This window comes from Chromobacterium haemolyticum DSM 19808 (assembly GCF_000711885.1).
In the GTDB taxonomy this organism is placed as follows: domain Bacteria; phylum Pseudomonadota; class Gammaproteobacteria; order Burkholderiales; family Chromobacteriaceae; genus Chromobacterium; species Chromobacterium haemolyticum.
This window is the reverse complement of record NZ_JONK01000004.1, coordinates 100,306-112,583: the sequence shown is the minus strand read 5'-3', so window position 1 is coordinate 112,583 and position 12,278 is coordinate 100,306. Positions and strand designations below refer to the sequence as shown.

Annotated in this window: 10 protein-coding genes; 6 read left to right on the top strand and 4 right to left on the bottom strand. The window is 61.0% G+C overall.

Features of this window, described 5'->3' with window-relative positions; all coding sequences use genetic code 11:
• Positions 1-347: 347 nt before the first annotated feature.
• Positions 348-809 carry a hypothetical protein gene (locus BR71_RS02580; protein WP_043632289.1) on the top strand — a complete coding sequence of 154 codons (462 nt, stop codon included), beginning with the start codon at positions 348-350 and terminating at the stop codon, positions 807-809.
• Between the two features lie 8 nt (positions 810-817).
• Here BR71_RS02580 and BR71_RS02575 read toward each other — a convergent pair whose 3' ends face one another.
• On the bottom strand, positions 818-1,807 hold the full coding sequence (locus BR71_RS02575) for an aldo/keto reductase (RefSeq protein ID WP_043632285.1): 990 nt from the start codon (positions 1,805-1,807) through the stop codon (positions 818-820).
• 103 nt (positions 1,808-1,910) lie between these two features.
• Here BR71_RS02575 and BR71_RS02570 point away from each other — a divergent pair, with 103 nt between their 5' ends.
• Positions 1,911-2,828: a LysR family transcriptional regulator gene (locus BR71_RS02570; RefSeq protein ID WP_043632282.1), complete on the top strand. Its 918-nt coding sequence runs from the start codon at positions 1,911-1,913 to the stop codon at positions 2,826-2,828.
• Between the two features lie 13 nt (positions 2,829-2,841).
• Here the strand turns inward: BR71_RS02570 and BR71_RS02565 are convergent, their stop codons facing one another.
• Together BR71_RS02565 and BR71_RS02560 are read right to left on the bottom strand one after the other, a co-directional pair.
• Positions 2,842-3,783, bottom strand: a complete 942-nt coding sequence (locus BR71_RS02565) for a sensor domain-containing diguanylate cyclase (protein WP_052370278.1) — start codon at positions 3,781-3,783, stop codon at positions 2,842-2,844.
• A 31-nt stretch (positions 3,784-3,814) separates the two neighbouring features.
• A complete protein-coding gene (locus BR71_RS02560; RefSeq protein ID WP_043632279.1) occupies positions 3,815-6,625 on the bottom strand; it encodes a bifunctional diguanylate cyclase/phosphodiesterase in 2,811 nt (936 codons plus the stop codon).
• A 254-nt stretch (positions 6,626-6,879) separates the two neighbouring features.
• Between BR71_RS02560 and BR71_RS02555 the strand changes: the two genes are divergently transcribed.
• From BR71_RS02555 to BR71_RS02545, 3 genes are all read left to right on the top strand, one after another.
• Entirely contained in the window at positions 6,880-8,199 is a 1,320-nt protein-coding gene (locus BR71_RS02555; RefSeq protein ID WP_043632277.1) for a TRZ/ATZ family hydrolase, read from the top strand.
• Positions 8,200-8,201: 2 nt separating this feature from the next.
• On the top strand, positions 8,202-8,900 hold the full coding sequence (gene ubiG, locus BR71_RS02550) for a bifunctional 2-polyprenyl-6-hydroxyphenol methylase/3-demethylubiquinol 3-O-methyltransferase UbiG (protein ID WP_043632269.1): 699 nt from the start codon (positions 8,202-8,204) through the stop codon (positions 8,898-8,900).
• Positions 8,901-9,397: 497 nt separating this feature from the next.
• A complete protein-coding gene (locus BR71_RS02545; RefSeq protein ID WP_019101268.1) occupies positions 9,398-10,066 on the top strand; it encodes a GntR family transcriptional regulator in 669 nt (222 codons plus the stop codon).
• Here BR71_RS02545 and BR71_RS02540 read toward each other — a convergent pair.
• Positions 10,049-10,954 (bottom strand): LysR family transcriptional regulator, encoded by a 906-nt coding sequence (locus tag BR71_RS02540; protein WP_043632267.1) that lies wholly within the window; start codon positions 10,952-10,954, stop codon positions 10,049-10,051. The two genes, BR71_RS02545 and BR71_RS02540, sit on opposite strands and share 18 nt — an antisense overlap.
• An 87-nt stretch (positions 10,955-11,041) precedes the next feature.
• Between BR71_RS02540 and mdtH the strand changes: the two genes are divergently transcribed.
• Complete coding sequence (gene mdtH, locus BR71_RS02535; RefSeq protein WP_043632265.1) at positions 11,042-12,244, top strand: multidrug efflux MFS transporter MdtH; 1,203 nt, start codon at positions 11,042-11,044, stop codon at positions 12,242-12,244.
• Positions 12,245-12,278: the final 34 nt, after the last annotated feature.

Genomic DNA, 12,278 nt, shown 5'->3' with positions numbered 1-12,278 from the left:
CTCCACCATTCCGCTGTTTCGCTCGTTTTCGCCTTGTCTCACCCTGGCTCGCCAGACTTTGAACAGGCTCTAAGAAAACGGAATGTATCCACGGTACAGCCCTTATTGCAAAAGGAGTTTCAACCTCCATCGCCGCAGCGTGGCAAACCTTGAGCTATTGCCGCATCCCATATTCAAGCAGGCAACGGCGGTGTCGCCTCTCTCGAGTTCCAAACTGTGCGTTTTGTTTGCAAAACCCTTTTTCGCCAACAATCCACATAATTCAGCGCTTGAAATTCGCGCATGCGCAATAGTGCTGGCCGATATTGGCAGTACAACACTCGCTTGTACTATAAAAGGACACTGCCATGAAACACTTGTTCGTATTCGCTGCGCTTGGCGCCTCCGCCTGGCTCAGCGCCGCGCCGGCCCAGGCCGGCGTATCCATCAGCGTCGGAGAACCCGGATTTTACGGTCAGTTGAATATCGGCGGCTTCCCGGCGCCGGAGCTGATCTCGCCACAGCCAGTGATCATTCAGCCTGTCCCGGTGGCCATCGCTCCAATTTATTTGCGGGTGCCGCCAGGGCATGCCAAGCACTGGGGCCGCTACTGCGGCCGCTACAACGCCTGTGGCAGGCCGGTGTATTTTGTCCGCGATGAATGGTATCGCCAGGTCTACGTGCCGCATTACCACGAAGTCCACCGCGGCCACGAGCATGAACGCGATCAGGATCGGCAGAAGGATCGCGACCACCGTGACTGGCACGACGATCACGACCATGGCCACGACCATGAGCGGGACCGCCGCGACTGGCAACGAGACCGCTAACACTACGCTCAACGCTGAACTGTCGCCATCACCTCAGCCGCGTAGCGCAAACCGCTGACAGCCTCCGGCGGGAATACCGCGTCGATTTCCGCCACTTCCGCTGGGCTCAACTCCAACGCCAAAGCGCCCAGGTTGTCATCCAGATTACGAATGCGGCGCGCGCCGGGGATGGCGACGATATGCTCGCCGTGCGCCAATACCCAGGCCAGCGCCAATTGCGCCGGACTGCAGCCCTTGGCCTCGGCCAGGGCCTTCACCCGCTCCACAAGCGCCAGATTGCGGCGGAAATTCTCGCCGAGAAAACGCGGACTGCTCCGCCTGTAGTCGTCTGCGTCAAAGTCGTCCGGGCTTCGAATCGCTCCGGTCAGGAATCCGCGGCCCAAGGGACTGTAGGCGACGAAACCGATGCCCAGCTCCCGGCACAGAGCCAGCGTTTGCTGCTCCGGGTCCCGCGTCCACAACGAATATTCGCTTTGCAGCGCTTGGATGGGATGAATGGCGTGCGCGCGGCGCAAGGTGTCCGGCGCGGCTTCGGACAAGCCCAGATAACGAACCTTGCCCGCGCAGACTAACTCCGCCATCGCCCCCACGGTTTCCTCGATCGGCACCTGTGGATCCACGCGATGCAGGTAGTAAAGGTCGATAACGTCGATCCCCAGCCGCTTGAGGCTGCCCTCGCAGCTGCTGCGCACATACTCCGGCCGGCCGTTGACGCCGCGCGCGGCGGGATTGGCCGCGTCCATCACGATGCCGAACTTGGTGGCCAACACAACCTCCTGGCGACGCGACTTCAATACTTGCGCCAACAACGCCTCATTGCGATAGGGGCCGTACATATCGGCGGTGTCTAGCAAATTGACGCCGCGATCCAGCGCGTGATTCAGCGTGCGCAGCGATTCCGCATCGTCATGCGCGCCGTAAAAAGCGCTCATGCCCATGCAACCCAAGCCCAGTACGGAAACGGAAGGACCATTACGGCCCAGGGTTCGTTGCTTCATGTCTGCCATCTTTCGTGATCGGTTGAGATGCCTGAAGCATATGCGCTTGCCGCCACCGGAAAAATAGGCTTAATCTGCATGTATTACGTAGAAAAACTTCACAATGACGCAAAACTCCCTGCATGCGCTGCAAGCTTTCCGCTTGATAGCCCGGCATGGCAGCTTCACCCGCGCAGCCGCCCAGCAAGAAATCACGCCCTCGGCCCTCAGCCAGACTCTGCGTCAGCTGGAGGCCCAATTGGGCGTGCGCCTATTGAACCGCACCACCCGCAAGGTTGGGCTCACAGAGGCAGGCCAAGCGCTGCTGGCGCGGATAACGCCGCTACTGGAACAGCTGGATAGCGCGCTGGACGACACCCGCCAGTGGCAAGGACAGGTCAGCGGCACGCTGAAGCTGACCTTGCCTCACACCGCCGCCAGCCTGCTGCTGTATCCGCTGTTGCCCGGCTTCATGCGCGCGCACCCGCAACTGCGGCTGGAGCTGGACGTGAACAATCAATTGGTGGATATCGTGGAGCGGGGCCTGGATGCCGGCCTGCGCTTTGGCGAGAGCCTGCAACAAGACATGCAGGCGGTGGCGGTCAGCGCTCCGCTGCGCTTCTGCGTGGCGGCAAGCGCTGGCTACCTGCAGGCGCGCGGCACGCCCGAGCATCCGTCCCAATTGCGACAGCATGATTGCCTGCGCTATCGCTTCGCCAGCAGCGGCCAGATCTACCGCTGGCAATTCGTCGACGCAGGGCGGCCATTCGAAGTCTCGGTGCAAGGCCCGCTAACCGCCAACGACACCGCGGCGGCGCTGCATGTCGCGCTGGGCGGGCTCGGTATTGTTTATTTGCCGCAAGCGATGGCTGCGCCTCATCTGGCCGACGGCAGCCTGGTGAGCGTGCTGGGGGCTTGGATGCCGCCTGCGGAGGCTTTTTACCTGTACTACCCCCACCACCTGCATCAGCCGGCAAAACTGCGAGTGTTCATCGACTACTTGAGACAGGCCATGGCCAGCCCCACGACAGCCGCTCACTGACAGCCCGCCGGCATCACCCCTCCCGGCAACAATTGCGCCCCGCCGCCTTGGCCCGATACAAGGCGACATCCGCTCGCTGGAGCAAGGCCTCCACTTCCAGACCGGGCTGAACACAGACATGGCCTATGCTCAGCGTCAACGGCACCGGCTGTTGCTGCCACTGCAGATTGGCGCTGGCGAGCCGCTGCCGGACACGCTCCGCCAGCGCAGCGGCCTTGGCATGATCGGCGTCCGGGGCCAACAGCAGGAACTCCTCCCCGCCCCAGCGCGAACAGATCAAGTCCGGAAACGCCTCGCGCAACAAACGCGTCGCTTCCACCAGCACATAGTCGCCGCCGTCATGGCCAAAACGGTCGTTCACCAGCTTAAAGTGATCAATATCGCACAGCAGCACGGCGAACGGCCGACGCGTCTGCAGCCATTGGAGCCAGGCGGACTCCAACTGGCGCACCGCCTCGCGGCGATTGATCAATCCGGTGAGAAAGTCCGTGCGCGACAGACGAGCGTTATCGTCCATCATGCACTTGAGGTCGTCCACATCGCGAAAGGTGACGATGTGCCAGTTAGGCAGCAGGTCGGCGTGCAGTTGGGCGGTGACGATGAACCAACGCAGCCGGCCGTCGGCGCAGCACACATGCACCGTCATCTCCGCCAGGTTGCGGCCCAGCGCCAGACTGTCCTTCACCGCCTGCAACCAGCTTTGCTCCACCTCCAATCGGTACACCGGATCGGGATAAGCCAAGCGGAACCAGGCCTCCATGTCCGGCATCTGCTCCAGCGTGTAACCTATCTGTTGCAGGAACGCTCGGTTGAGATAGCGATGGATGCGCTGGCCGGGCTGGTCCAGCTTGGTGCCAGACTCAGAAATCAGGATGGGAATAGGCACGAAGTCCAGGCTGCGCGACAACACTTCCTTGCCGATATCTACCGCATCGTCGCCAATCTTGAAAGTCATCAGCGCACTCCCGCCCCAGCCTTAGGCCATCTCACTCCTGCGGCAACAGGCTGTCCTGAGCCAGCAGTTTGACAAACTCATCCGCCGGCAGCGGCCGGGCGATCAAGTAGCCTTGTACGTACTCGCAGCCCTCGCGTTGCAGGAAGTGCCATTGCTCTATCGTCTCCACCCCTTCCGCCACCACCTTCATATTCAGGTTCTTGGCCATATTGATGATGGCGCGGGCAATGGCGGTGTCGTCGGCGTCGTGCGGGATGTCGCGCACGAAGGAGCGGTCGATCTTCAATTTATCCGCTTTGAAGCGCTTCAGGTAGGACAGGCTGGAATAGCCGGTGCCGAAGTCGTCGATGGACAGCTTCAACCCCATATTCTTCATATTGTCGATGGCCTGGATGGTGGCCATCGCGTCCTCCATCACCACGCTCTCGGTCACCTCGATGTCCAGCGCATGGCCGGGCAGGCCGTTGGCGGCCAGCGCCGAGGTGATCTGCTCGGCCAGATCGGACTGGCGGAACTGCAAGGCGGACAGATTGATGGCCAAAGTCAATTCCGGCAGGCCCTGGCTGCGCCAGGCGGCCAACTGGCGCGTGGCCTCGCCTATCACCCAGTTGCCGATCTGAACGATGAAGCCGCGTTCTTCCGCCACTTCAATAAAGCGCACCGGCCCCAGCACGCCCAGTGACGGATGATTCCAGCGGATCAAGGCCTCCGCGCCGATGATGCGGCCGCTGGCCATTTCCACCTGCGGCTGATAGTGCAGCACGAACTCCTCGCGCTCCAGCGCAAAACGCAGCTGGCTTTCGATCGCCAGGATTTCGCGAGCGCGGGCGTTGAGGTCGGCGGTGTAGAACTTGTAACTGTTGCGGCCAGAAGATTTAGCGTGGTACATCGCCGCGTCGGCGTTGCGCACCAAAGTTTCGTAGTCGCGGCCATCGTCCGGATAAACGCTGATGCCTATCGACGGCGTGATGGTGATCACATGGTTGTGCAGTTCTATCGAGGCGGAGAAAGCATCGCGGATGCGCTCCGCCGCCAGCGCCGCTTCGCCGGGATCGGAAATCACCGGCAGCAAGACGATGAATTCGTCGCCGCCCTGACGCGCCAGCATCTCTCCCGGCCCCAGCACGCCCTTGATGCGGTCCGCCGCCACTTGCAGCAGGGTGTCGCCGGCAGTATGGCCCAGCGATTCGTTCACGGTCTTGAAGCGGTCCAGGTCCAGCAGCAACAGCGCCAGCCGCTCGTTGTCGCGGCCGGCATTGTGGATCGCCAGCTCCACCCGGTCCTGCATGTGCACGCGGTTGGGCAGGCTGGTCAATACGTCGAAATGCGCGAGGAACTGAATACGCTCGTCAGCCGCCTTGCGTTCGGTCAAGTCGCTGAAGATCGCCACATAATGGGTAATTTCGCCCAGGCTGTTGCGCACCGCGTTGATCGCCAGCCATTCCGGGAACACCTCGCCGTTCTTGCGCCGGTTCCACAGCTCGCCCTGCCAGGAGCCGTGGTCGGCGATGGACTGCCACATCTGCTCGTAGAACGGCTGGTCGTGGCGGCCGGAGGACAGCACGCTGGTCTTCTGGCCCAGCACTTCATGCTGGGTGTAGCCGGTGATTTCGGTGAAGGCGCGGTTGACGCTGCGGATGCGCTTGTCCGCGTCTGTGATCATGATGCCTTCCACGGTGTTCTCGAACACCTTGGCCGCCAATTGCACCCTCTCCTCCGCCGCGCGTTTCTCGGAGATGTCTCGCACCATGCGCCATACCGCGTTGATGCGGCCGAAGGCGTCGCGCATCGCCACGGTCTTGACGCTGACCGGCACCGGATTGCCGAAGCGGTTGATATAGGTGGCCTCGAACTCGTCGCAATAACCGAAACGCAGCACCTTGTTGTCCAGATTGAAGCGCTCCAGCGCCTCGCTCTCCGGCCCCACCAAAGTCCAGAAATTCTGCAGCTTGAGCTGATCCAGGCTGTAGCACATCAGGTTGAGGAAGGCGGGGTTGGCGTCTATCACCTGGCCGTCCAGCGAGCTGATCACGATGCCGTCGAGGTTGGACCAAAACAACTCGCGGTATTTGTTCTCGGAGCGACGCAGCGCGTCCTCCACCTCGCGGCGCCGGGAAATATCCGCCTCCAGCGCCAGCGTCTTGGCGCGCAGCTCGTCCAGCAAGCGCTTAAGCTCGGCTCGAGTCCATTCCAAATGCTTTCCGAGATGGCCGATCTCATCGCGGCGCTGCCATTCGAACGGCCGGTCCAGCTTGAGCTCGGCCAGCAAACGCGCCTGCTCGGTCAGCGCCTTCATCGGGCTGAGGAAACGCGAATGCAAAATGCTCATGATCAGCAGAATGGACAACACCAGTTGCGCCGCCAGAATCATCAGGATGTTCTTGATCTGGTTATTAAGCGCGATGGCGAGATGCTCATTATCGAATTCCAGCGTCACCTGGCCGATTTCCTCGCCGCGATAAATCACTGGTTTTTCCACAAAGGACACGCTGCCGATACGACGCTCCGCACGTACCGAGGACAGGAATATCTGATTGGACTGGGTATCCGTGACGCGGATGGAAACCACCCGCGCGTCTTCCATCACCGAAGCGATCAAGGGATTGCCTGCCTGGCGGCTCAGGTTCCACAGGGGCTCCTGCATGCCCAGGGCCACGATGTCCAGCAGGCGTTTTTGATCGGTTTCCAGCTGGGCGGTCAGCGCGTCCCTTTGAATATTGAAGCTCAGATAACTGATGATGGACGCGGGAATCAGCAAGCCCAGCACTACGGCGATGAGAAAGACAGCCCTAAGGGAGAGGCCGGTACTGGCTGTGGATTTATCGTCAGCGTGGTGTGCCATGTTTGCGTTTATTATCGCTCGCCATTAGCCGCAGGCAATTGAGCCCATGCGTCAGTTGTTCATATTTTCAAAAGTATACACCGGATAATCCCGGCAAAATGCTGGAATATTCACTAGTCATCGCCTTGTCAAGCTCGGATCCGGCAAGCCTTTCGCCGGCACGCTCCGACGCTTCCTCCCACCTTCCGTCATTGCCTTGAATTTAGCCTCGGCCTACAATCCACGTCACTTCAAAATCGCGCCAGGATTGCCCCATGTCCCAGTCCCGTTATGACAAAGTTATCACCGCCCGCTGGATCATTACCGTAGAGGAAGACGGTGAAATCCTGGAAAACCACGCCATTGCTTTGAAGAATGGCAGGATTGCCGCGATTATTCCAGCCGACCAAGCCGGCGCGCTGGAGGCGGATCAACGCGTGGAATTGCCCAACCACGCACTGATGCCCGGCCTGATCAATCTTCACGGCCACTCCGCGATGACGCTCTTGCGCGGCCTGGCCGACGACAAAGCGCTGATGGATTGGCTGACCAACCATATCTGGCCGGCCGAAGGCAAACATGTCCGCGACGACTTCGTGTTTGACGGCGCGCTGCTGGCAATGGGGGAAATGATCCGCGGCGGCACCACCACCATCAACGACATGTATTTCTATCACGGCGCAATGGCTCGCGCCGGCCTGGCCTCCGGCATGCGCACCTTTGTGGGCTGTTCCATCCTGGAGTTCCCCACCAACTACGCCAGCAACGCCGACGACTACATCAGCAAATCGCTGGCCGAACGTCGCCAGTTCCTGGGCGAAGAACTGATCACCTTCACGCTGGCGCCGCACGCGCCTTATACGGTGTCGGACGACACCTTCGCCAAAGTGGTGACGCTAGCCGAGCAAGAAGACATGTTGATCCACTGCCACATCCACGAAACCGCGGACGAGGTGAACAACAGCGTCAAGGAACGCCATCAGCGCCCGCTGGCCCGCCTGCAACAATTAGGCTTGCTGTCCCCGCGTCTGATCGCCGCCCATATGGTGCATTTGAACGACGAGGAAATCGAAATCGCCGCCAAGCACGGTGTGTCGGTAGCGCACAATCCCTCGTCCAATATGAAACTGGCCTCCGGCATCGCCCCCATTCCCAAAATGCTGCAGGCAGGCATCGCCGTGGGCATAGGCACCGACGGCGCCGCCTCCAACAACAAGCTGGACATGCTGGCGGAAACCCGGCTGGCGGCGCTGCTGGCCAAAGTGGGCACCCTGGACCCCACCTCGGTGCCGGCCGCCGCGGCCATCCGCATGGCCACGCTCAACGGCGCTCGCGCGCTGGGCATCGCAGACAAGGTTGGCTCGATCAAGGCCGGCAAACAGGCCGACCTGATCGCCATCGACCTCTCCGCCATCGAAACCGCCCCGGCCTTCGATCCAATCTCCCATGTGGTCTACGCGGCCGGCCGCGAACAAGTCAGCCACGTCTGGGTCAAAGGTCAGGCCCTTTTGGAGCAACGCCAACTCAAGACCCTGGACGAAGCCGCGCTCAAGGCTCGCGCCGAAGACTGGCGTCATCGCATCCTGGCGAAATAATCATGATCAATGTAGACGAAACCGAAATCGACAAATTCAGCCAACTGGCGCACAAATGGTGGGACATGAGCGGCGAATTCAAGCCGCTGCATGAAATCAACCCGCTGCGCCTGGGCTTCATCGACGAACGCGCGGCCATTGCCGGCAAGCAAGTGCTGGACGTGGGTTGCGGCGGCGGCATCCTGGCGGAGAGCATGGCCGCGCGCGGCGCCGCCGTCACCGGCATAGACCTAGCCAAAAAGTCGCTGAAAGTGGCCCAACTACACAGCCTGGAGTCCGGCGTGGCGGTGGATTACCGCTGCGTGGCGGTAGAGGAACTGGCGGAGGAAGCCCCGGCAAGCTTCGACGTGGTCACCTGCATGGAAATGCTGGAGCACGTGCCGGACCCTCAAAGCGTGGTGCGCAGCTGCGCCAGCCTGGTCAAACCCGGCGGCTGGGTGTTCTTCTCCACGCTCAACCGCAATGCAAAATCCTACCTGCTGGCGGTGGTCGGCGCCGAATACGTGCTGAACATGCTGCCTCGCGGCACCCATGAGTACGCGCGCTTCCTCAAGCCCTCGGAGTTATCGCGCATGGCCCGCAACGCCGGTCTGGATATGGACGCGGTCCGCGGCATGAGCTACAACCCGCTGGCCCGCATCTACTCGCTGGGCGAAGATACCGCCGTCAACTATCTGATGGCCTGCCGTCGCCCGGAATAAACGGCAAGAAAAAAGGCCTTCGCCAAAGGCGAAGGCCTGAATCACACTCCCGGTTCCACACCGGACACAACCCGCTAAAGTTCGCGAACGCCGCGCCGGCTTCAACGCCCTCGCGGGACGGCCCGCTTACGGCGACATTCGGCTTGTGCCGCTCGTCGCCTGCTAGGCTGCTTTCCCCGCGCGGGCCGGCCGCCGGCCGAGTCCGCGAGACGGCGGAAATACCTCTCCGACGCCTCTCGCTTATTTTGATAGCCCCTCTCGTGTCAGCCATTTCAAACAATCGTTTTAATCGTATGATTGATATGATGAATGCGCAAGCAAAACCTCAGTAATGCTTGTCTAGTGCGGCAAGTTGACAACAGTTGGCCTCAAAACCACTGATAATGTTTTGATAACAACAATCTGTCGGACAAACTACTGCCAGACAAACATTGCAGTTTGATTGCCCTCGCATATCAAACATAGGAAAATAATAATATTCTATTCCGGAGAGCAAGATGACGTTCAAAGCGAACGACTCACTGACCGAACAAATCGCCCAATACCTGGGCAAACAAATCATACAAGGCACGATGCAAGCAGGGGAGCGCATTCAGGAATTGCGCATTGCGTCGGAGCTGGAAGTCAGCCGCGGGTCCGTGCGCGAAGCTTTATTGATTTTGCAACGCCGCCATCTGGTGGAGATTTTCCCGCGCCGCGGCGCGGTGGTGTCCAGCATCACGGGTCAGGATGTGCGCCATTTCTTCGAACTGTGGTTTCTACTGCTGGATCAAGCCGTCTGTAACCTCGCCACCTCTTGGCAGAACGACGACCTGGCCCACTTCTTCGAAGTCACCACCCAGTTGGCCGAGTGCAACCGCAAAGACGATTTGCAAGGCTTTTACGAACACGGCGTCGATTTCCTCGACACCCTGTACCTCTATGCCGGCAACCGCTACTTGGAGCACACCCTGAAGGATTTGCTGCCGCTGACCCAGCGTTGTCTGTTCGCCATTTTGCGAGCCGGCAAGAGCCAAATGGAACAGACCCAACTCTTCCTGGAAAACCTGCTCAAGACCATCATTGCCCGCGACACCGCCAAATTACGCCAGATGGTGGCCGAATTCGGCCAACAATACAGCCAGCTGGCGCAGAGCGCAGCCGAGTCGCTAGCCGGACGCCATTGACGCCCACCGCCCGGCCAAGGCCCGGGCGGCGTCCAACACCAACTCCTTCCCCTCGTCCCTGCGTTTGCCTGCGCGCCAAGCCATTGTCACCTCCCACTGCCAGGCAGGTAGATCTGCAATTTTCAGCCGGCGCAAAACACCGTCGGCCAGATCAGACTGAATCGACAACTCCGGCATGAAGCAAAGAAAGCCGTGGCGCAAAGCCAGTTCCCTGGCCGCTGACGCCGGCTGCACCGCATGGATGGGCTGGGCGACGGTGCGAGCCAGACGCAGCCGTCGTATCAACTCGTCACACTCCACACCCCAGTACTGGGGCGCAATCCGGTAAGCCGCCGCCTCCTCCAGATACAGCGGCTGTTCGCGCTCCGCCAAGGGATGCCCGGCCGCTGCCACCGCCACGATGGGAGAGCGCCACAGCGTTTCCATCTGAATGCCCGCCATCGCCGGGCAACGCAGCACAAAACCCACCTGCACCAAACCGGACAACAGGTTCTGCATGATCTGCGATGAATGGTCGGTGTCGCAGCGGATTTCCAGCGGCGCTTCGGCCAGATCCAACAACAAGGGGCCAAAAACCGCCGATGTCAGCGATGGCAGACAAGAAAGCCGCAAGCAGGGTAAGGCCGGCGTGCCCTGCAGGATTTCCCTCCCCTGCTCCAGAGCCGACACCGCCTGCTGTGCCGATGGCAAAAAGGCCAGGCAGGCCGCTGTGGGTTCCGCGCCACGCCGATGGCGATGAAACAGACATACCCCCAGTTCCAACTCCAACGCTTGCACTCTCTGACTGACCTGTGGCTGCGACCAGCCACGCTTGGCGGCAGCCTGACTGAAGCTGCCCAACTCAGCGATATCCAGCAGCAGGCTCAAATCCGAGAGGACGATAGACATAAGAAAATCCAATATTAACTATTACAGATTAATCAGTTACAGAATATCAGGGGCACTCATAGAATGACATGAAAATAAGGAGATTTCATGGCACTGCTAAAGCGGGCCCGGACCTTGGGCAAAGCTTTCATCCTGGTGGACAACCTGATCGTGGTATTCGGTTTCTTCATGGTTTTTCCCTTGATCAGCCTTCATTTCGTCGATCAACTCGGCTGGACCGCCGCCGCGGTGGGCTTTGGATTGGGCCTGCGTCAATTCACCCAGCAGGGGCTAGGCCTGTTCGGCGGATCCTTGGCTGACCGTTTCGGCGCCAAACCCCTGATTGTGGCCGGCATGCTGCTGCGCGCCGCCGGCTTCGCCGCCATGGCGCTGGCGGACTCGCCGTGGCAGCTCTGGCTGTCCTGCTTGCTCTCCGGCCTGGGCGGCACGCTGTTCGATCCGCCCCGCTCCGCGCTGGTGGCCAAATTGACAAGACCCCGAGAGCGCAATCGCTTTTATTCCCTGCTGATGATGCAGGACAGCGCCGGCGCAGTAGGCGGCGCCCTGTTCGGCTCCTGGCTGCTGCAGTTCGACTTCCGCTGGGTCTGTCTGGGCGGCGCTGCCGCGTTCTTGGCCGCGGCGGCGGCAAACGCCTGCCTGCTGCCGGATTATCGCGTGGCCGCGCGGCGCGCGCCGGCGCTGGCCTCTATCCGCACGGTGCTGAACGACCGCCGCTTTCTGAAACTGGTGCTCACGCTCAGCGGCTACTACCTGCTCAGCGTGCAGATCATGTTGCTGCTACCCATCGCAATCAAGCAATTGACCGGCACCCCTCAGGCCGTCGGCTGGATGTACGGACTGGAAACCGCCTTGTCGCTCAGCCTGCTTTACCCGCTGGCGCGGCTGGGCGAACGCCATTTCCGCCTGGAAACCCGAGTACTGGCCGGCATTGCGCTGATGAGCCTCAGCCTGGCCTGCATGGCCGCGGTGCGGCAACCGCTGGCCGCCTTCGTCATCTTGGCGGTGTTCTTTCTCGGCACCCTCATCACCGAACCTGCGCGGGAAACCCTGGTCGCCAGCCTGGCTCGTCCGGAAGCCAGAGCAAGCTATATGGGCGCCAGCAGGCTGGGGCTGGCCTTGGGCGGCGGCGGAGGCTTTCTCGCCGGCGGCTGGCTGTACGACTTTGCTCAGAACCAGCATCAAGCCGGCCTGCCCTGGCTGCTGCTGGCCGCCGCGGGCGCGCTCACCTTTATCGCGCTGGCGCGCCAATTTGGCCCAGCCGCGCCAAGAGCGGCCAAAGCAGCGGTCTGACAACAACAAAAGCCCGCCGGATGGCGGGCTTTTC